This is a genomic window from Flagellimonas oceani (assembly GCF_011068285.1).
Classification (GTDB): domain Bacteria; phylum Bacteroidota; class Bacteroidia; order Flavobacteriales; family Flavobacteriaceae; genus Flagellimonas; species Flagellimonas oceani.
On sequence record NZ_CP049616.1, the window covers coordinates 2,658,300 to 2,678,675 of the forward strand.

Below are 20,376 nucleotides of genomic sequence, written 5' to 3' on the forward strand. Positions count from 1 at the left end.
CAAAAAAATCATCATGAATAAAATATATGTAATCCTATTTTTTGCACTTTTCGCATTGCCGGGTTTTGCACAATTACCGGGATCGGAGCAATTGAACAGGGAAGATATGCTGCCCGAAATAGAACTGGGCATCAAGACCGTTTCTACGGGCAATTTTTACAGCAATCAGGGCAATGCCTCACTGGCCATACCCGTACTCAACGAAGGCGACCAGGTCCTTTCCGATTTTTCGGATTCCTATTTCCTCATTGGCGCCCGCCAAAAACTGTACAAAGGTTGGCGGGGCCAAATGGTATTGGGCTTCTCTTTCCCAGACGCCAATAGCGGCCTGGGGCAGGTTTTTTACAACCAGGTGATGGCACTTGTGGAAAACAAGAACAACATCATAAGGATCGGGCGTACCACCTCACAGACCATTTTGGGCGAGTTCAATACCATACGCGATGACGATGCGCTGCAATATACCTATGTGCTCAACCCCTTCTCCAACGGCCTCAATACCGAGGACAACCAATATGCGAACGTACTGGAATACACCCGCATCTTTGGGCAGCGCCTCTATGTAACCCTGCACGCCGAAAATTATCAGGATTTTGAGGAACCCAACGATTATTCCATCAATGGCCTTGGGGGCAGCATTATATATCGCCAACCGGAAAGCCAGTTGTGGAACCGCAAAATCTTAAGGGAAATAGGCTTTAGCTGGAACAACTTTTTATTGGACAGATCCGATTTGGCGCCCAATGCGGACAGCAACGAAACCTTGACCAGTTTTATAGGGAACGCCACCTTCAGTATATTGCCCGATCCCGTACATTTCGTCGATTTCAAGGTACAGGGCATCTACAACGACGGGCTCTCAACTATTGAAAACATCACAGATTATACCAGTTACACGCGCTCCCGCAGTACGGCGGCCTTTGGGATGCTCCGCTACCTGAACCGCAAGCTGGAACGGCCCAATTTCCAGATAGCCGCCGGGTTCGGGTACAAGGATTTTTCCAATACAGATGGCAACACCAACCAATATATGGCCATCGGCAATTTCCTGTACCGTGTGGGAAATAATTTCGACCTTATATTCCAGTACCGCTACAACAAGAACAATGGTGCGCTACAGCCCTTGCTGGGCGAGAGCCAGCACCGGGTGCAGATAGGCCTGGCCTATACCTTCAACAAATTGTTCAACAGCCAGTTCGATGGCAGGAATTCGTTGCTGAACCTGGAACACGGTTATATAAAATAGTTTAAGGAAAACGACCAATGAAAGTTAAAAGGACTACATCAAAAATAGGGACCATATTCATTCATGCACTCGTGGGAACAGGTATTTTCTATTTCCTTGTCCATCCTTTTACCATGGTGCTCTATTGGTTTGAATTTAGCAATACGACCATTTCATTTTCATTATTTCGAGAAGTGTTGCAAGAACGCTTTTTGGAATCATTTACCTTAGATATGCGGGGTATGGGTGGATTACTAGCTTTATTAGGGGTACTCCTGGGAACAATTTCGGGTTTGTTTTGGATAAGCCTTAAAAAGAAAAATGAACTTATTGGTACACAACAGCGCCTTCTGCAACAGGATATTGCAGCCCTTATAAATGCCGGCGAGAATGAACGGGTAGAATTTAAGTCATCCATCCGCTATGATTATTTTAGGAAAACCACCAACCGCGAACTGGAACTGGCCATTGCCAAGACCATTGTAGGTTTTATGAATGCAGAAGGGGGCAAATTAATTATTGGTGTTGATGACGATGGAAGCGTTTTGGGCCTGGAAAAAGATTTTAAGACACTCAAGCATAAAAACAGGGATGGCTACCAGCGGGAGGTATACCGGATTATATCCACCCAGCTGGGGCACGAAGCCTGTTTCAGCAATCATATTTCCTTTTATGTCGTCAATGAAAAGGAAATATGTGTCATAGACATTGAACCATCCAAAGACCCTGTTTACGTTAACGATGGTGCGGACACGACCTTTTACGTGCGCACCGGTAATGCTACATATCCCTTGACCGTAAAAGAAACCGTGGATTATTTAAAAACCCAAAAAACGTAAAAATTATGCAATATGTCTGGTTCATATGGTCCCTTATTATTCTAGCCCTCTGGGGCGTGGTCTATCTAATGAAGAAAGATTCTCGAAGAGAAATGCTGAAGATGAGTTGGATAACCATGCCCTTCGGGCTTACAGAACCTTTGTTCGTTCCTGAATATTGGCATCCGCCGTCCCTTTTTGATTTGGCGATAAGGACAGGGTTCGATATCGAAAGCCTAATCTTCTCTTTTGCCATCGGAGGTATAGGCACGGTACTGTACAATCTAATTTTTAAGCGAAGGTATGTTGAAATACCGCACACTGAGCGCAAACATGCCATGCACAGACTTCACATATACATTCTTTTCGTCCCAGTTCTTGCGTTTTTGGTGTTGGCGCTGTTCACGCATTTGAATCATATCTACTGTGGAATATTGGCCATGTTTTTAGGTGGAATTGCCACGCTTTACTGCCGTCCGGACCTAAAGACCAAAATCTGGATAAGTGGGTTTCTGTTCACGGCATTGTACTTTGTTTATTTTGGAAGTATACAACCGTTCTATCCCGATTATGTAGAATTGTTCTGGAACCTAGAAAATCTGACCCATATCCTTGTTTTGGGTATCCCCATTGAAGAATTATTATTTGCCTTCACTTTTGGGATGTACTGGTCAGGATTATTCGAACACCTCTATTGGCGAAAACTCATTCAAACTGAAATTATAATTCCACTAAAAAATTAACACTATGAAACCTATTCCATCACATAGGAAAAACAATACTGCCCAAGGCATTACCATTAAAAATCCAATGCGAAAATTATCCATTGGTACATTCATCCTTTTATTGTTTTCAATATTATTTCTATCCTGTTCCAACAAGAAAAAGAAAGTGGCTGAAAGTAAAATCCAGCCAACTGTTGAAACATCCCTAACAGCAGATGAAGCCATTGTGCCATCCGAAAATTATGAAATCGTTCCCAACGAAAAAGTATGTATGGTCAACGACCGATATATGGGTGTGTCCCAAATACCTATTGAAGCCAACGGAACTACTTATTACGGATGTTGTGAAAATTGTGTTGAAAAGTTACAGAAAAACCTGGATGATGTCCGCTTTGGAAGCAATCCACTTAACAATAAAAAAGTTGATAAAGCTTTAGCAATTATTGTCCAGGATAAAAACAGCGGAAGTGTTTATTATTTCACTTCTCAAGAAGATGCCCAAACATTTATTAATAAGAATAAAGGATAGAAAGCCTTTATTCATAAAATTTCAAGTTATGAGGATAGTATTGGCCATAGATGGCTCTGATTTTAGTAAGACGGCCATAGATGAACTTGCGGCGCTACCGTTGCCGTCAGGTACCGAAGTTCGTATCATATCGGTTTTTGAGAGCCCTGTTCTGGCCGCTCCGGGAGTAGTTTCTATGGGCGGAGGGCTTGGTAATTATTATGAAGAGGCCTTGTCCCAAGCAAAAAAATCAACAGAAGAAATCGTTGACCTGGCGGTCCAGATGTTACGAGAAAAAAATCCCCGACTATCGGTAACAACAGCAGTTGTGAACGGGTGGCCTAAAAATGTGATCTTGGAGGAGGCAGAAGCCTTTAACGCAGATTTAATAATTGTAGGGTCACAAGGTCGCGGGGCGGTATCAAGGTTTCTCCTCGGCTCGGTTTCCCAGTCGGTGGCAATGCACGCCCGCTGTTCGGTCATGATAGTCCGAAAGCGCGGAATGAACAAGAAGGACCAATAATAAATATTGGTTATAAGCTTAAAAATGAAAGATAGTGTATCATCCAAAAGACAAATCATGAAAATAGTATTGGCAATAGATGGTTCCGACTTTAGTAAAGTCGCCATAGATGAACTTGCGGCACTGCCGTTGGCTGCGGGTACCGAAGTATGTATTTTGAATGTGTCCGAAAATCCCATGTCGTCTGTTCCCGGCGTCCTACCATTTGGTGGCACGCTTGGCAATTATTATGAAGAGGCCATATTCGATACAAGGAAAATGGCAGAAGATCTTGTTAATGAGGCCTCAAAATCATTAAGAAATAATAATAACGCATTGTCTATAACAACAGCGGTGGTCAATGGTCTTCCCAAAAGTGCAATTTTGGAAAAGGCGGAAACCTTTAATGCCGATTTAATTGTAGTCGGGTCTCAGGGTCATGGTGCATTCTCTCGATTTCTGCTCGGATCGGTCTCCCAGTCCTTGGCAACACATACCGACTGTTCCGTCATGATAGTACGGAAACGCGATTCGAAAGAGAAAAATAACCGGTAAAAAGTGAATGAAACAGAATCAAATGTTAAACGGTATCGACGATCATACATGCAAAGTAACGGAAGTAATCTGCTTGCCAAATTCTAGGTTGCCACGGGTAGTCATAGTTGGAGGGGGCTTTGCCGGCCTGGCATTGGTGGAAGGGCTGAAGAATAAAGATGTTCAGGTGGTACTGATAGACCGCAACAACTTTCATCAATTCCAACCCTTATTTTATCAGGTAGCCACTAGCGGCCTCGAACCCGATAGTATTGTGTTCCCTTTTAGAAAACAAATTAAGGGGTATAAGAATGTGAGCTTCAGGCTGGCCGAGGTAAAGGAAATTCAAGCCTCTACCAATACTGTCATAACGGACAAAGGAAAACTTACCTACGACTATCTGGTCTTAGCAACGGGAACAAAGACCAACTTCTTTGGTATGGAAGAAGTGGAAAGAAATAGTTTGGGCATGAAGGATATCCGGGATTCCCTAAACATCCGCCACATGATGCTGCAAAACTTGGAGCAGGCCGCGATTACATGCGATGATGAGGAACGCGATGCCCTCACGAATTTTGTAATTGTGGGCGGCGGCCCCGCCGGAGTGGAAATGGCAGGTGCCTTGGCGGAGTTTTGCAAATACATCCTTCCAAAGGACTATCCCGAGTACCCTTCCTCCATAATGAACATTTATTTGGTGGAAGCTATGGACGAACTACTCGTGGCGATGTCAGACAAAGCTTCTTCAAAAACCCTGACCTATTTGGAAAATCTAAACGTGAAAGTATTGCTGAAAGAGTCCGTTAGCAATTATGATGGTAGGATCGTACAAACCAAAAGCGGGAAGACGATTTTGGCCAAGAACTTGATTTGGACCGCAGGTGTAAAAGGGGACTTCCCAAAGGGTATCGATGAAAGGCATGTAGTGAAGGGAAATCGCTTAAAAACCGATGCTTATTTGAAAGTAGACGGTCAAGAAAACATTTATGCCATCGGGGATATTGCCGCCCTGATTTCCGAAGAGACCCCAAAAGGCCACCCACAGGTAGCACAGGCGGCCATCCAACAGGGAAAATACCTTGCCTGCACATTGATGGGGATCATCAATGATAAACCAATAGGGTTATTTAGCTATAAGGACAAGGGTTCTTTGGCTACCGTTGGTAAGCGCAAGGCTGTTGCAGATTTAGGTAAACTAAAGTTTGCCGGCTATTTTGCTTGGTTGCTGTGGTCGGTCGTACACCTGTTATCCATTAGTGGGTTTCGAAACAAGTTATTGGTCGGCTTCAATTGGGCCGTAAGCTATTTTTCCTATGAAAAGAGCAATAGGGTAATTATTAGGAATTTCAAACTTAATACTACTGCAAAAACTCAAACAAAGGATAATTCCGAAAATCATTTGGAAAAGGATGTAAACACAAAAAAATCCAGTATTGATGTCTAAACACCATACAAATAACAGCATTATTAAATTCTTCGGCAGCACGGCCAAAGAACTCAATAACAGTGGTGTTGTTCTCTTTATCACGGTCGTCGTCGCAATGGTCTGGGCCAATTCGCCGTGGAAGGAATATTATATCGACTTAATGCAAACTGATATTGCCTTTACCGTTGGCAGTCTTCAGCTATCGGAGCCACTGCTGTTATGGATCAACGATGGTTTGATGGCCCTCTTCTTTCTACAAGTAGGTCTGGAGCTGAAACGTGAAATAATCGGTGGTAAACTTTCATCCCCAAAGAATGCGGTGCTACCTATTGGTGCAGCTATAGGTGGCATGGTACTTCCTGCCCTTGTTTATTTTATGTTCAATAGCTCGGGCGAAGCTTCTAATGGTTGGGGCATTCCCATGGCCACGGATATTGCCTTTTCTCTAGGGGTTCTGGCCCTTGTCGGCAAAAGACTGCCAGCCTCTTTAAGGGTTTTTCTTATTACGTTGGCGATAGTGGATGATTTGGGAGGCGTCTTGGTCATTGCCCTATTTTATACTTCCGGTATATCCGAGATGGATCTACTGCATGGGCTATTGTTCTTCGGAGCTTTGATTATAGGCAATTATGCGGGAGTGAGAAGTACTTGGTTCTATGCCATCATTGGTATCGGCGGTGTTTGGCTGGCCTTCTTTTTTTCAGGGGTACATCCAACCATTGCGGGGATTCTGACGGCATTTGCCATTCCAGGTAGGGTAAAAATTAAGGAGAATACCTTTTTGGAGCGTTTAGACCACCTGCATAAAAGGTTTCAGGAAACCAAGTCGATAAAGGGCACGCTTATCTCAAAAACGCAATTGGAGATATTGGAGGATATCAAGACTATAAGTTCAGAGGCGGAGACTCCCCTTCAAAAATTGGAAACGGCCTTAAATCCAATGGTGAATTTTGTTATTCTACCCTTGTTCGCTTTGGCGAATGCAGGAATACATCTTCATGGAGATTTGTTTAAAGTACTATCCAGTCCTGTTAGTTTGGGCATTGGCCTAGGTTTGATTTTTGGCAAATTTATCGGTATTACCGCTTTTTCAAGACTGCTGGTCGCGTTTAAACTGGCCAAACTACCAGAAAACGTGAATTGGAACATGATCTATGGTGTGGCTTTTCTAGGAGGTATTGGTTTTACGATATCATTGTTTATAAACGAACTGGCCTTCACGGACGAGTCCTTTATATTCACGGCCAAGGTAAGTATCCTATTCGCTTCTATGATAGCGGGGGTAATGGGTACTCTATTATTACACAGAAGCGGTAAAAAGTTACTAAAAGTAAACAACCTCGGGGCAAGCCCACGAGGCATTCGTAAGGAAACGACTTAACATATCGAGGCAAGCCTCGGAGCATTTAAATCTCGATTATCGAGTAAATAGGCAAAAAATATGACGACACTGACAAAAACAATAGACAAGGTACTTATAAAAACCTTTTTGAAAAACATAAGCGACCAAACATTCACGCTTGTGTTCTGGGATGGGGAAACCCATGAGATCGGGGAAGGGGAATTCAAATTCAAAATCATCATCCATAACTTTCCCGGCAAGAAAGAATTGTTTGCCGACCCCAGCACCGCCTTGGGCGAAGCCTATATGACCGGTGATATCGAGCTGGTAGGCAATCTACAGGAAATCGTGGAAAGCATCATGCGCCGTAATAAGAGCTTCTTGAACGAAAGCAAATTGTTGGGTATGTTGGGGAAATGCAGCCCTGTTGGAAAAAGGACATCGGAACGCGACATTGCCCATCATTATGATATAGGCAACGATTTTTATGCACTATGGCTGGACCCGACCATGAGCTATTCCTGTGCCTATTTTAAAACGGGATCGGACAGCCTCTACGATGCGCAAATGAACAAGATACACCATATACTGAAAAAGCTCAACCTTAGGGAAGGGCAAACCTTATTGGACATTGGCTGTGGTTGGGGATTCCTGGCCATCGAAGCTGCAAAGAAATACAGAGTAAGGGTGCTGGGCATTACGCTAAGCAAAGAGCAGCTAAAAAAAGCCCAAGAACGGATCAAGGACGAAGGCCTGCAGGTCCTGGTGGCCGTAAAATTAATGGACTATAGGGGCCTAGAAAAAATCGGCCTCAAGTTCGACCATGTGGTCAGTGTGGGTATGGCCGAACATGTAGGGAAGGCCAATCTGCCCCTCTATTTTAAAAACGTGAACGCCGTATTGAAAGAAACCGGCCTGTTTTTACTGCACAATATTACCAATGTGTTGGAAACGGAAGTTAATGCGTTTATTGCAAAGTACATCTTTCCGGGCGGGTACATACCGTCGTTGAGGGAAGAACTGTACCTAGCCGCAGATCTGGGGTTCCATACCATTGATATAGAAAGTTTAAGGCTACACTATATGAAAACGCTGATGCATTGGGCAGAACGCTTTGAGGGCAACATGGATAAAATCGAGACCATGTTCGACACCAAGTTTATACGAATGTGGCGCCTTTACCTAAACGCCTGTGCCGCGGCATTCCATTATGCCAAGATAGATCTCCATCAAATACTATTATCAAAAGGGGCCAATAACCAATTGCCCTTAACACGGCAGTATATATATGATATGCCCGGTAACAAATTTGGAAATCGATAGTGGATGTTATTTGGGCTTTACATCCAAATACATAAAGAACACCAAAATGAAAACAAGAAAATGAATTATTAATATTTAAAAAGTCAAGATTATGCAACAACAAGTAGCAATTAAAGGAATGACTTGCGGAGGGTGCACCCAAACCGTTGAAAAAGCCCTGAAGCAGGTAGCAGGTGTAAAAACGGCAACGGTAAGTCTGGTCCCGCCACAGGCGGTTATACAAACGGACCATGAAATAAGCAATGCACAATTGCAGTCCGCTTTGGCAAAAGTGGGAAACTATAGGGTTGCCGGGAACGTCACGGATAACGAACCAAAAAAATCTGGCGGTTCCTGATGTGGCTGATCAAAATCCAATATGAAATTCAGATAAGTGAATAAAGTGGATATGGATATGGAAAAATATGATGTGATCATCGTTGGGGCGGGGCCCGCAGGCCTGAATTGTGCCAAACAGCTCGGCGGTACCCCATTGAGGGTATTGGTCGCCGAAAGAAACGACGTGGTCGGTCCCAAAGTCTGTGCGGGCGGTTTAACGGGCAAAAGCATAGAAAGTTTAAACCTTCCCGACGAATTGATAGAATATAATTTCAACAAAATCCACCTGAACCACAAAAACAAACTGTTCTATCTGAAAGATGACGAGGACTTTACCTATACCATAGACCGCAAGGAACTGGGGCAATGGCAATTGAAACAACTGGGGAAATTTGACAATATCGAGGTAAGGACAGCCTGTGCCGTCTCAAGGATCACAAAGGAATATGTGGTCCTGAACGGCCGGAAAATAGGCTATGCCCATTTGGTCGGGGCAGATGGGGCCAGTTCGTTGGTACGAAGGTACCTAAAATTGCCTTCAGGGAAGGCGGAAATCGCCATGCAGTATATTATTAACGAAACCAAATATCAGGATCTGGAAGTTTATTTTGATTCCCAATCGTTTTCGGCCTGGTACGCCTGGATTTTTCCGCACAACAATTCTGTATCGGTCGGTTGTATGGGCAACCCAAAAGTAATTTCATCCAAACGGTTGACAAAAAATTTTTCCGCTTGGCTCAAAACACACCATATCGACGTAAGCGACGGAAAATATGAGGCATTCCCAATAAACGGGGATTTTAAAGGGTATCGGTTTGAAGGGAATATATATCTGGCAGGTGATGCCGGCGGGTTTGCTTCAAGGTTGACGGGCGAAGGCATTTACCAGGCCCTTGTTAGCGGTGGGGAAATAGGGAAAATGATCCTGGACAATAGGTATCACAGTAAAGAAATCGATGAATTGATCAAGTTGCAAAATAGGCACAACAAAATCTTGTACACCTTGATCGGTGCCGGAAAATTCAGGCCTTTATTGGTAGAGGCGGGCAAATATTTTTTAAGGTCCAGATCCATTAGCAAAAAAGTGATAAGAACAATAGCATAAAGTATAACAGGCCCTTATGCCAAAATTAAGCGATAAAGGCGATTCTTTGGGATAATGGCTTTAAATAGGCGTAAAACAAAAAAGTGTAATTATTAATTAAAATGAAAAAAATGAAAAATGTAGCATTAGTAGGATACGGCGTCATCGGAAAAAGAGTGGCCGATGCTATCAACGTACAAGATGATATGGACCTTATCGGGGTTTGCGATGTCATCAACGATTGGCGCATACAGAACGCCGTGCGAAAGGAATATGATATCTATGCGGCCACCACCGATGCCGAAAAACAAATGAAGGCTTCCGGCATTTCGGTAAAGGGCAGCTTGCAGGACCTTTTGGACAAAGTGGACCTCGTGGTCGATTGCACTCCAAAGAACATAGCTGCAAAAAACGTAGAGGTCTATAAAAAACAGGGTATTAAGTTCATTGTTCAAGGTGGCGAAAAACACGAGACAACAGGGCATTCCTTTAGTGCGGAAAACAATTACAAATCCGCTGTAAATCTTGATGCTACAAGGGTGGTTTCCTGTAATACCACATCAATCTTGAGAACATTGACCGCTTTAAAAAGGGCAGATTTATTGGATTATGCACGGGGAACATTATTAAGAAGGGCGACCGACCCATGGGAAAGCCATTTAGGAGGTATAATGAACACCATGGTGCCCGAAAAAGACATCCCAAGTCATCAAGGGCCCGATGCGCAAAGCGTAGATCCTGATCTGGATGTGATCACCTCGGCGGTAAAGGTGCCCGAAACCCTGAGCCATATGCATTATTGGAACGTGAAGCTAAAGAAAGAAGCATCTAAAGAAGAAGTGCTCAACGCCTTTAAAACCTCTACACGCATTAAGCTAATCCATTATGATCAAGGATTGGTTTCCAACAATACAATCAAGGAAATGTTTATGGATATGGGAAGATCTTGGGGCGATATGTATGAGGTAGCCCTTTGGGAAGATATGCTAAAGGTTGTGGGCGATGAACTCTTCTATGCCTATGTAGTAGACAATCAAGCGATTGTAATTCCTGAGACCATTGACGCCATTCGGGCCCTTACTGGTATTGAGACCGATGCGCACAAATCCATCGAAAAGACCAATGAAAGTTTAGGAATCGGATAAAAAAGGACAATGAAACATCTATGACCAAAAATTTTGTCACACAACGAAATGATTATATGGATGTTACATATGGCCGTTGAAAAACAAAAAAATAAACACATGAAAACATACGAAAATATAGTGGAACAATTAGGGGACAAAGCGTCCTTCTATTTGGACCACGTAAGCGAAAAAATTACCAAGGATGAACTACAACTGCCCGATGCTGATTTTGTCTCTAAAGTTTTTGCCAATAGTAATCGAAATCCACAAACGCTTCGGAGTCTTGCCCAATTGTACGGGCATGGCAATCTGAAGGATACGGGGTATTTAAGCATACTTCCCGTAGATCAAGGGGTCGAGCATAGTGCGGCTTTTTCCTTCTACAAGAATCCCGATTATTTTGATCCGGAAAACATTATAAAACTGGCCATCGGTGCGGGTTGTAACGGGGTGGCATCGACCTTCGGTGCGCTGGGTCTCTATGCCCGTAAATATGCCCATAAAATCCCCTTTATTGTGAAGATCAACCACAATGAGTTATTGTCCTATCCCAATGCCTATGACCAAAACCTTTTTGGGAAAGTCAAGGACGCTTGGGATATGGGCGCGGTTGCTATTGGGGCGACCATCTATTTTGGATCTAAGGAAAGTAATCGACAGTTGAAAGAGATTGCGGAAGCCTTTGCCGAGGCCCATAGCCTCGGTATGGCCACGATCTTGTGGTGCTACACCCGTAACGACGCTTTTAAAACGGATAAACAGGACTATCACACCGCCGCGGATCTAACAGGGCAGGCGAACCACCTTGGAGTAACAATACAGGCGGACATCATCAAACAAAAGTTACCCACCACAAATTTTGGCTTTAAAGACCTTCAATTTGGGAAGTATGACGATGCCATGTACAAAACCCTGACAACGGAACACCCCATCGATTTGTGCCGTTTACAGGTCGCCAATTGCTTTATGGGCAAAATTGGATTGATCAATTCTGGCGGGGGTTCCAAAGGGGCGTCCGATATGACCGAGGCCATTACGACTGCTATCGTAAACAAACGGGCCGGAGGCTCCGGTCTTATTTTGGGAAGAAAGGCTTTTCAAAGACCTTTAAAGGACGGGGTGGAATTGATACATGCGGTCCAGGGCGTTTACCTCGAGAAAAGAATCACAATAGCTTAATACGGATATAAGCATGCTCGATACGGAAATAAAATCATTAAAATCCCTAAACCACTACCTGCGTAAATTGGTAGAAAATAGGCTTTGGCTCAAGGTTATCATTGCCTTGTTCCTCGGTGTCGGGGTCGGCCTGTTGTTAAGCCCCCAAAACGGTTGGATCACCAAAGGCACTGCCGATGTTCTAGGGAATTGGCTGGCCCTGCCGGGTATGCTCTTCCTGAAACTGGTGCAGATGATCATGATTCCCCTGATCGTAGCTTCTATCATTACCGGAATAGCCAGTAACGACAAGGAAAATCTGAAAAAGTTAGGCGGCGGCGTGCTTCTATATTTCATATCAACAACAATTATATCGGTAACGATAGGCACCGTACTTGCACTGATCTTTTCCCCTGGAAAATATCTGCACCAACAGGCGGAGGTCGATCATACAAATGCATTGGCCGACGCTGCTAAAAGTTCGGAACTATCCTTTGGAATAAACGATATTCCGAATGCCATAACCAATTTACTGCCCGAAAACCCATTGGCCTCCATGGTAAGTGGCGAAATGTTGAGCATCGTCATTTTTACCATTATCATAGGGGTCGCCGTATTGTCGCTGACCGACGACCTGCTCAAACCTGTAAAATTGCTCTTAGGGGCCATACAGGAAATCTGTATGACGGTGGTCAAATGGGCCATGTTATTGGTTCCGGTCGCCGTATTCGGTCTAATGGCACAGCTTACGTCGAGCGTTGGCCTGAACTCCTTAACGGGTCTGGGATTTTATGTGCTCGTGGTACTGATGGGATTGCTCATATTGCTCGGCATTTACATCATGCTGGTCAGCATACTTGGCCAGAGCAACCCTTTTAAATTTTTGCGAAAGATCACGGATGTACAGCTTTTGGCGTTCTCAACAACAAGCTCTGCCGCGGTAATGCCCTTATCGCTGAAAACAGCGGAGGAAGAGCTCAAGGTGGATGGGGCCATCAGTAATTTCATAATCCCCATCGGGACTACCGTGAATATGGACGGGACGGCCCTCTATCAGACCATAACGACCTTGTTCATAGCACAGGCCTATGGCCTTGAAATGGGCCTTCTCAATGTCATCGTTGTCGTAGTTACCATAGTCGCCGCTTCCATCGGCACCCCGGCCATACCGGGTGGTGGCGTGGTGATTTTGGCCTCTGTACTATCCAGTGCAGGAATTCCTGCCGAAGGAATCATCATCATCATCGGGGTCGAGCGCTTGCTCGGGATGTTCCGCTCTGCGATCAACGTTACCGGAGACCTAACGGCCTGCATGGTATTCGATAGGTTTTATGGAAATAAGCCAGGGGGAACCAAAGTGAGCGATGTAAAAAGGACTACCGAATATTCAACTGTTTAAATGTTTAAAGAAACGGATAATGATAAAATCAATTAGCAAAATAGATCTTTCCCCGAAACCGGGCAAGGCGTACTGGGTAAACTGTCACAGGGAATGGCGGGAGGAGATCATTTATTTTATGATGGTCGACCGGTTTCATGATAGCAATAAACGGCATTCGATGAATTTCGATATCCGGCATGCCGGTTTCGGGAACGAAGAACAGCTGCAAAAGCCTTTTGGGGGCACCATCAAAGGCATCACAGACAATATCGATTACATCAAAAATTTGGGCTGTACGGCTATCTGGTTAAGTCCCGTGTTTGAAAATAACCCAGGATCCTACCATGGCTATGCCATCCAGAACTATATGGACGTGGACAAACGCTGGGGCACCAAGGAAGAACTGGAACAATTGGTGGACAAGGCACACGGGCTTGATATAAGGGTCTTTTTGGATATCGTTCTGCACCATTCAGGCGATAATTGGTCCTATCCTTTTGATTATGATTATTTCTATGCTGGTGGCCAACGGTTTCCACTAGGAGGTTGGCGCGAGAAAGACAGGCCGATCCCTGTAGAACTGGCAGACCCCGAAATGTATAACCGAAAAGGGCAGATCAGGAATTTCGATGCGTATCCCGAGACCCAGGAAGGCGACTTCTTTACCTTAAAAACATTTAGGAACGATGGTTCTCCCGCCAGCGAAAGTTTACTGGATATATTGGTCAAGATACACTGTTATTGGATACGCGAGACGGATGTGGACGGTTTTCGTTTGGATGCCGTCAAACACATGAAAGGAAACGACATTAGCCGTTTTTGTTCTAATATACGAGAATATGCCTACTCCTTGGGCAAAAGAAACTTTTTCCTGTTTGGCGAAATTATCGGTAATGATGAGATGGGCAATCCCTATATAGGCCCCAAAATGCTGCCGAAGGACCGGAATGTATATTACGGGCTAGATTCCATTTTGGACCATCCGTTACATAGTGTTTTGGCAGAAGTGATAAAGGGGAATTCATCTCCAAATAGATTGATACAACGGTATTCCGATCTGCAAAAGAATGCCCTGGGTAGAGGTGAATATGGGGAATTCCTGGTGACCTATATCGATGACCACGACCAGGTGGGGATGGACTTTAAGCACCGCTTTGGCCATAATGCCACCCCTGAACAAATTGTTGCAGGAATGGGCTTTCTTATTTGTGCCCTTGGCGCCCCATGTATTTATTATGGTACCGAACAAGGTTTTGAGGGCAACGGTATGGATGACCGGTATATCAGGGAAGGAATGTTCGATCCCGATGATAAGGAGACCAACGTATTGAACCAAGGTTCATGGATATACAAGCGAATTTCGGTCTTGGCACATTTAAGGCAGAAAGAGTCCATTCTAAAGTTCGGTCGAATGTATTTCAGGGAAATTTCAAAAAACGGGGTTGATTTTCATTTTCCCGATGGCAAGGAATGCCTATTGGCATTTTCAAGGATCCTGCATCAGGGCGAAATCCTTGTCGTCTATAATTCTTCCCCAAAGGATACCAAAGAAGAATATATAGCGGTCGATACCACTATCAATAAAGAGGGTAGTCTTATGGACTGCATCTATGGTAACAAGAAAAAAATCAGAATAGAAAAGAATACAGATCAAGAAGCTGGCCGCCTTTTCATCAAGGTAAAGCTAAAACCCATGGAGTTTTTGATGTTCAAGAACAAGTAGCGGAAACAGAACCTCGTTAAGAATTTGGATAGGATAATGAAATACATAAAGATAAAAAAAATGGTTTTTTTGGCAGTATTGGTGATTCTGGTATTGTTCATCTCGGTAGCGGGGTACCAATACCTAACCGTCGCTTTAGCACCTGAATATGATCCCGATACCATGCCCTTGAACTATGAAATAGTGGGCAAGGGCGAAAGGAACATCATCCTAATCCATGGCATGGCAGGTACTAAAGATTATTGGAAAAAGGATTTGGAACAAGTTACCGGAACGTACAGGCTTCTTTTGGTCGACTTGTTGGGTTTCGGCGATTCGCCAAAACCCCAAAGTGAATATACCCTCGAAATTCAGCTTGCGGCACTTGAGAACATCATCACGAACGAGGGCTTTAATAATGGCAACACCCTTATCTTGGGCCACTCCATGGGCGCGGTAATTTCCTTGGCCCTCTTTGCGGAACGCCCCGACTGGTTTAGAGGGGCTACGGTCATAGGCCTCCCCGTTTTCGAAGGCAAAGACCAATTTTTGGAACAGATGTCCAGTAATTCCTTTTTAGACAAGCTTGCCGTAAGCTCCTATGGGAAAGTGTTCTGTATGCTCCACCCCTTATACATTGTTAAATGGTTCAAGCCTAAAAATCTGACCGATGATGTTTTTAGGGACTCGAAAAAGCATACCTGGCAGAGCTACTACAATTCGTTGAACGAGGTCATTCTAAAAACGGATCTCTACGCCCTTACGAAGAACATAATCAATCGAAAGATCCTCTTTATCCAAGGCACCGATGATAAAGTGGCACCCTTTGTCAACGTGGAAAAGTTTGCAAAGTCCTTTCCCCGTGCAAAATTAATGGAAATACGGGATGGTGACCACCAGCTCTTTCTGAAGGTACCACTTGAGGTTTGGAAAGCGATAGATAATTATTTTGACGGAAAATCACAATGAACAGGAATGAATACTAATCTGAAAATGAAATGGAAAGATGAAAAAACAAAAATACAGTACAGATCAATTCTACGGATTGATGCACACGGACGTCGAGGGAATCGATGCCCTTATTGAACTGGCCCTGAACATCCGGTGGTCATGGAACCATGCCTCGGATGAATTATGGCAGCAACTAGATCCGGAACTCTGGGAATTCACACGAAACCCATGGGTCATTCTACAAACGGTTTCACGAGATCGACTGGAGGAGCGTTTGACGGACCCGGCTTTTCGAGAAAAACTCAAAGGCCTATTAAAGGCAAACGAACAAGCGAATTCCGCTCCTTCATGGTTTCAGGAAAAACATCCGAAGGCAGCACTTACGACCATTGCCTATTTCAGTATGGAATATATGCTCAACGAGGCCCTGCCTATTTATGCCGGTGGCCTGGGCAATGTAGCGGGAGACCAACTAAAAGCGGCCAGTGATCTGGGCGTGCCCGTTGTTGCCGTTGGGCTACTTTATGCTAAAGGCTATTTCCGTCAGGAAATCGATAAATACGGCACGCAAAATGCCCTGTTCCCCTATAACGACCCAGGGCAATTGCCCGTTACACCCTTACGCTTACCGAACGGGGAATGGCTTCGTATAAAGGTATCGTTGCCCGGTCATCCGATATGGCTCCGGGCCTGGCAGGTACAGGTAGGTAGGTCCAAGCTTTATCTGTTGGACAGCAACGACGCCGCCAACCTGCCCATCCATCGGGGAATAACCGATGAGCTGTATGGTGGAGGGCCCGAACTGCGCATAAAACAGGAAATCATATTGGGCGTGGGTGGCTACAGACTATTAAAAGCCCTGGATATAAAACCTGAAGTATGCCATATGAACGAGGGGCATGCGGCCTTTTTGGTCCTGGAACGTGCCAACGATTTTATGAAGGCGAACGGCACTTCTTTCGAAGAGGCGCTTGCCGTAACCCGGGCGGGCAACCTATTTACTACACATACGGCAGTCGCGGCCGGTTTTGATCATTTCAGCCCCTCGTCCATGGAATACCATTTGGGCACTTATGCCAAAGAAGAATTGGGCCTTGATTTTAATGATCTGATGGCCTTGGGGCGTGCGGACGCCAATAACCGATCGGAAAGTTTTAACATGGCCTATCTGGCCATTCGTGGTAGCGGGGCTGTAAATGGCGTTAGCCGTTTGCACGGAGAGGTAAGCAGAAATCTTTTCAACAATCTTTTCCCGCGTTGGCCGGAAGCTGAAGTTCCGGTAGGCCATGTGACCAATGGGGTGCACATGCCATGCTGGGATTCCAAATATGCCGATGAAATCTGGACGGAATCCTGCGGAAAGGATCGCTGGAGGGGCGAACTCGATGACCATTCAGCGCATATTTCGAAACTATCCGACGAAAAACTCTGGGAATTTAGGAACCGATCGAGAAATCGCCTTGTCGATTTTATAAGGGAAAGGTTTGAGAGACAGGCAATAGTCTCGGGCCTACCGTCGGAAGTGGTAACGACCGCAGAACAGGTTTTTGACCCCAATACCTTGACCTTGGGCTTCGCCCGCCGGTTTGTGCCTTACAAAAGACCGGATCTCTTGTTACACGATCCCGAACGGTTTGTCCGAATCCTTACCAACCCGGAACATCCGGTACAATTGGTCCTGGCCGGTAAAGCGCCGCCATTTGATGAAGCGGGAAAAGGATTGATACGAAAATGGGTGCAGTTTATCCAACAGCATAATCTGCACAGGCATGTCCTCTTTCTAAGTGATTATGACATGATGTTGGCGGAAAATTTGGTCCAAGGTGTCGATGTATGGCTAAATACCCCGAGACGGCCCTGGGAGGCCAGTGGTACCAGTGGTATGAAAGTACTTGTGAACGGTGGCCTCAATTTATCGGTACTGGACGGTTGGTGGGCCGAGGCCTATACTCCCGAAGTGGGCTGGGCCTTGGGCGATGGCCAAGAACATGGCGACGATCCCGCGTGGGACGCGCACGAGGCAGCAGCACTATATGAAATACTGGAGCAGCAGGTCGTCCCCGAATTCTACGCACGTAACAAAAAAGGAGTATCGGAAATTTGGGTAGAGCGCATGCGAAAAAGTATGGCGACCCTAACGCCCCGTTTTTCGGCCAACCGAACGGTTCGCGAATATACGGAGGACTATTATCTGCCAGCGGCGATCAACTATAAAAAGTGCGCAGCGAGAAAAGGGGCTAAAGGGAAAAGAATCGTTGGCGCAGGCCATGAGCTCAAAGCTAAATGGGATGCCGTAAAATTCGGACAAGTTCAAATCGAAAGCGAACGCCAAAAACATCACTTTAAGGCACCTATCTGGTTAAATGGAATAAACCCAAAACATGTTCAGGTAGAACTGTTCGCGGAAGGTATCAACGGTGGAGCGCCCGAAAAAATCAAGATGAAATTTGATTGGATGGGGGAAAATGGGGCACATAACTTTTATGCACAGGTAATCACAGACAGGCCTACCGATCACTTTACCGTTCGTATTGTACCCAGTTACGAAGGAGTTTCCGTACCGTTGGAGGATAACTTGATACTATGGCAGCACTAAATCAAATTTCAAATAATCGGACAGATGAAAACACTGGAATATCACGAAACCATATTGAAAAAAGTCAGCTTCGACAAGAGGTTGTTAAAGATGGAACTGAAAAAGGCGGTTCGCAATACCACTTGTTCCGAACAGCCAGTGCTTCTTGAATGGTGCGGAGAGCACCTTGGCGAGGAATACAAAAAGATGGCCGCCGGTTTTATGGAAAACAAAAGTTGTGCTTTCGAAGACGGGGGCAATAAATAAAATACCAAGTGAAAATATATCCGCAAAATTCAAATCTTTTAACGATCAGTGCCGGTCCATCGAGTATTAGGTTCGCTATGTATGAAATGGCCGAAAATCCCGTGAAGGAACTTTTTGGCGATATCCGTCACATCGGTTCCGGTAACGAGGTTTTCAGGGTAACCCACGTTAAAGGCAATGAAAGGGAAAACTCACGGATATACGCTCCTGGCTTTTACCAAGCTACTGTTTTTTTAATAAGCTGGCTCAAAAACCAGCCAGGCTCTGATCGTATTGGGCACATAGGGCACAAGATAACATATGGATTGAACCATCAAGGACCGAAAGTAATCGATACCGCCCTGTTGGCCGAGCTGAAACAGATCGCGGACTACATTCCCGACCGTCTTCCCGCAGAGATTGAGATTGTTGAAACGTTCACAATGCGATATCCGACCTTACGGCAGGTGGCCTGTTTCGATACCAGCTTTCATGCAGACTTGCCTCGGGTTGCCAAGATACTCCCTATTCCAAGGCGTTTTGAACGGACCGGAATCCATAGGTATGGCTTTCACGGCCTGTCCTTTTCCCATCTCATGATTGAACTCAAAAAAAGGATCGGTATTCAAAAAGCCAATGGAAGGGTCATTCTTGTACATCTTTGTGAAGAAGCGAGTCTGACCGCTGTCAAAGAGGGCAAGAGCATAGATACCAGTATGGGGTTTACACCTTCGGGTGGATTGGTCATGGGCACTCGAAGCGGAGATTTAGACCCCGGTGTTGTAGGGTATTTACTGAAAAAAGAACGGTTGGGGGCAAAACAGTTCAACCGTTTGATCAATCATGAGGGTGGTTTGCTCGGAATCTCCGAAACAAGTGCCAATATACATGATTTATTACTGAAAGAAGATGCTGATCCAAGGGCGGCGGAAGCGGTGGCCCTATTCTGTTATCAGATAAGAAAATATATCGGAGCGTTTACCACCGTCTTGGGCGGACTGGATGTACTGGTTTTCTCTGGCGGCATAGGCGAAAACGCCCCTATCATACGGTCAAGGATTTGTCAGGGACTTGACTTTTTAGGTATTGGACTCGATGAAGAACAAAACAGGAAAAATTCATATAAAATTTCGGACGTGGACGGTAAGGTACTAGTTAAAGTAATTCATTCTGACGAGGAGACCATCATTGCAAAAAATGTGGCCCAAGAGTATTTTAAAGATGGCAATGATGATAAAACAATACCATACGGACTTAGCGAAAGGCAAAAAAGTCCGAGGGCTTCCCTCCGAAGAAATTTTGGGAAATCCAACGTATGGGATGGGTAAATGGAATATTGTGATTTCTTCGTTCGGATTGGCGTACGAAATATCCGCTAGTTGAAACGACGTATTGTAAACCGGGCTGGTTAATCTTCTCGGGAGGTACTCA

The 20,376-nt window shown here is 44.9% G+C and carries 19 protein-coding genes; all 19 read left to right on the forward strand.

Annotated features, from left to right (window positions below; all coding sequences use genetic code 11):
* Positions 1 to 13 precede the first annotated feature (13 nt).
* The gene (locus tag GVT53_RS12265) at positions 14 to 1,246 is read left to right on the forward strand and encodes a hypothetical protein (protein ID WP_166248858.1); all 1,233 of its coding nucleotides are present in this window, start codon (positions 14 to 16) and stop codon (positions 1,244 to 1,246) included.
* 17 nt (positions 1,247 to 1,263) lie between these two features.
* Positions 1,264 to 2,064, forward strand: a complete 801-nt coding sequence (locus GVT53_RS12270) for an AlbA family DNA-binding domain-containing protein (protein ID WP_166248859.1) — start codon at positions 1,264 to 1,266, stop codon at positions 2,062 to 2,064.
* 5 nt (positions 2,065 to 2,069) lie between these two features.
* Positions 2,070 to 2,786, forward strand: a complete 717-nt coding sequence (locus tag GVT53_RS12275; RefSeq protein ID WP_166248860.1) for a lycopene cyclase domain-containing protein — start codon at positions 2,070 to 2,072, stop codon at positions 2,784 to 2,786.
* 4 nt (positions 2,787 to 2,790) lie between these two features.
* A complete protein-coding gene (locus GVT53_RS12280) occupies positions 2,791 to 3,297 on the forward strand; it encodes a hypothetical protein (protein ID WP_166248861.1) in 507 nt (168 codons plus the stop codon).
* A 28-nt stretch (positions 3,298 to 3,325) separates the two neighbouring features.
* A complete protein-coding gene (locus GVT53_RS12285) occupies positions 3,326 to 3,799 on the forward strand; it encodes a universal stress protein (protein WP_166248862.1) in 474 nt (157 codons plus the stop codon).
* Positions 3,800 to 3,856: 57 nt separating this feature from the next.
* A complete protein-coding gene (locus GVT53_RS12290; protein ID WP_166248863.1) occupies positions 3,857 to 4,333 on the forward strand; it encodes a universal stress protein in 477 nt (158 codons plus the stop codon).
* A 7-nt stretch (positions 4,334 to 4,340) separates the two neighbouring features.
* Positions 4,341 to 5,756, forward strand: coding sequence for an NAD(P)/FAD-dependent oxidoreductase (locus tag GVT53_RS12295; protein WP_166248864.1), 1,416 nt, complete (start codon positions 4,341 to 4,343; stop codon positions 5,754 to 5,756).
* Entirely contained in the window at positions 5,749 to 7,119 is a 1,371-nt protein-coding gene (gene nhaA, locus GVT53_RS12300; protein ID WP_166248865.1) for a Na+/H+ antiporter NhaA, read from the forward strand. Before GVT53_RS12295 ends, nhaA begins: the two co-directional genes overlap by 8 nt.
* Positions 7,120 to 7,179: 60 nt before the next feature.
* On the forward strand, positions 7,180 to 8,403 hold the full coding sequence (locus GVT53_RS12305) for an SAM-dependent methyltransferase (RefSeq protein WP_205791666.1): 1,224 nt from the start codon (positions 7,180 to 7,182) through the stop codon (positions 8,401 to 8,403).
* A gap of 91 nt (positions 8,404 to 8,494) precedes the next feature.
* A complete protein-coding gene (locus tag GVT53_RS12310) occupies positions 8,495 to 8,740 on the forward strand; it encodes a heavy-metal-associated domain-containing protein (RefSeq protein ID WP_163636414.1) in 246 nt (81 codons plus the stop codon).
* Positions 8,741 to 8,776: 36 nt separating this feature from the next.
* Complete coding sequence (locus GVT53_RS12315; protein WP_166248866.1) at positions 8,777 to 9,826, forward strand: FAD-dependent oxidoreductase; 1,050 nt, start codon at positions 8,777 to 8,779, stop codon at positions 9,824 to 9,826.
* A 110-nt stretch (positions 9,827 to 9,936) separates the two neighbouring features.
* Positions 9,937 to 10,950, forward strand: coding sequence for a type II glyceraldehyde-3-phosphate dehydrogenase (locus tag GVT53_RS12320; protein ID WP_166248867.1), 1,014 nt, complete (start codon positions 9,937 to 9,939; stop codon positions 10,948 to 10,950).
* Between the two features lie 99 nt (positions 10,951 to 11,049).
* A complete protein-coding gene (locus GVT53_RS12325; RefSeq protein WP_166248868.1) occupies positions 11,050 to 12,111 on the forward strand; it encodes a class I fructose-bisphosphate aldolase in 1,062 nt (353 codons plus the stop codon).
* 13 nt (positions 12,112 to 12,124) lie between these two features.
* Positions 12,125 to 13,489 (forward strand): dicarboxylate/amino acid:cation symporter, encoded by a 1,365-nt coding sequence (locus GVT53_RS12330; RefSeq protein ID WP_166248869.1) that lies wholly within the window; start codon positions 12,125 to 12,127, stop codon positions 13,487 to 13,489.
* 19 nt (positions 13,490 to 13,508) lie between these two features.
* Positions 13,509 to 15,194, forward strand: coding sequence for an alpha-amylase family glycosyl hydrolase (locus GVT53_RS12335; RefSeq protein ID WP_166248870.1), 1,686 nt, complete (start codon positions 13,509 to 13,511; stop codon positions 15,192 to 15,194).
* 36 nt (positions 15,195 to 15,230) lie between these two features.
* Entirely contained in the window at positions 15,231 to 16,142 is a 912-nt protein-coding gene (locus tag GVT53_RS12340; protein WP_240905000.1) for an alpha/beta fold hydrolase, read from the forward strand.
* A gap of 37 nt (positions 16,143 to 16,179) precedes the next feature.
* The gene (gene glgP, locus GVT53_RS12345; RefSeq protein WP_166248872.1) at positions 16,180 to 18,720 is read left to right on the forward strand and encodes an alpha-glucan family phosphorylase; all 2,541 of its coding nucleotides are present in this window, start codon (positions 16,180 to 16,182) and stop codon (positions 18,718 to 18,720) included.
* A gap of 24 nt (positions 18,721 to 18,744) precedes the next feature.
* The gene (locus tag GVT53_RS12350; RefSeq protein WP_119648264.1) at positions 18,745 to 18,966 is read left to right on the forward strand and encodes a hypothetical protein; all 222 of its coding nucleotides are present in this window, start codon (positions 18,745 to 18,747) and stop codon (positions 18,964 to 18,966) included.
* Positions 18,967 to 18,974: 8 nt separating this feature from the next.
* Positions 18,975 to 20,273, forward strand: a complete 1,299-nt coding sequence (locus GVT53_RS12355) for an acetate/propionate family kinase (protein ID WP_205791668.1) — start codon at positions 18,975 to 18,977, stop codon at positions 20,271 to 20,273.
* The last annotated feature ends 103 nt before the right edge of the window (positions 20,274 to 20,376 follow it).

Bases quoted from the DNA above. Each gene is read 5' to 3' on its own strand.
- GVT53_RS12320 (WP_166248867.1), top strand. From the start codon at position 9,937: ATGAAAAATGTAGCATTAGTAGGATACGGCGTCATCGGAAAAAGAGTG.
- GVT53_RS12290 (WP_166248863.1), top strand. From the start codon at position 3,857: ATGAAAATAGTATTGGCAATAGATGGTTCCGACTTTAGTAAAGTCGCC.
- nhaA (WP_166248865.1), top strand. From the start codon at position 5,749: ATGTCTAAACACCATACAAATAACAGCATTATTAAATTCTTCGGCAGC.
- GVT53_RS12285 (WP_166248862.1), top strand. From the start codon at position 3,326: ATGAGGATAGTATTGGCCATAGATGGCTCTGATTTTAGTAAGACGGCC.
- GVT53_RS12305 (WP_205791666.1), top strand. From the start codon at position 7,180: ATGACGACACTGACAAAAACAATAGACAAGGTACTTATAAAAACCTTT.
- GVT53_RS12340 (WP_240905000.1), top strand. From the start codon at position 15,231: ATGAAATACATAAAGATAAAAAAAATGGTTTTTTTGGCAGTATTGGTG.
- GVT53_RS12280 (WP_166248861.1), top strand. From the start codon at position 2,791: ATGAAACCTATTCCATCACATAGGAAAAACAATACTGCCCAAGGCATT.
- glgP (WP_166248872.1), top strand. From the start codon at position 16,180: ATGAAAAAACAAAAATACAGTACAGATCAATTCTACGGATTGATGCAC.
- GVT53_RS12330 (WP_166248869.1), top strand. From the start codon at position 12,125: ATGCTCGATACGGAAATAAAATCATTAAAATCCCTAAACCACTACCTG.
- GVT53_RS12265 (WP_166248858.1), top strand. From the start codon at position 14: ATGAATAAAATATATGTAATCCTATTTTTTGCACTTTTCGCATTGCCG.
- GVT53_RS12295 (WP_166248864.1), top strand. From the start codon at position 4,341: ATGAAACAGAATCAAATGTTAAACGGTATCGACGATCATACATGCAAA.
- GVT53_RS12335 (WP_166248870.1), top strand. From the start codon at position 13,509: ATGATAAAATCAATTAGCAAAATAGATCTTTCCCCGAAACCGGGCAAG.
- GVT53_RS12275 (WP_166248860.1), top strand. From the start codon at position 2,070: ATGCAATATGTCTGGTTCATATGGTCCCTTATTATTCTAGCCCTCTGG.
- GVT53_RS12325 (WP_166248868.1), top strand. From the start codon at position 11,050: ATGAAAACATACGAAAATATAGTGGAACAATTAGGGGACAAAGCGTCC.
- GVT53_RS12350 (WP_119648264.1), top strand. From the start codon at position 18,745: ATGAAAACACTGGAATATCACGAAACCATATTGAAAAAAGTCAGCTTC.
- GVT53_RS12270 (WP_166248859.1), top strand. From the start codon at position 1,264: ATGAAAGTTAAAAGGACTACATCAAAAATAGGGACCATATTCATTCAT.
- GVT53_RS12310 (WP_163636414.1), top strand. From the start codon at position 8,495: ATGCAACAACAAGTAGCAATTAAAGGAATGACTTGCGGAGGGTGCACC.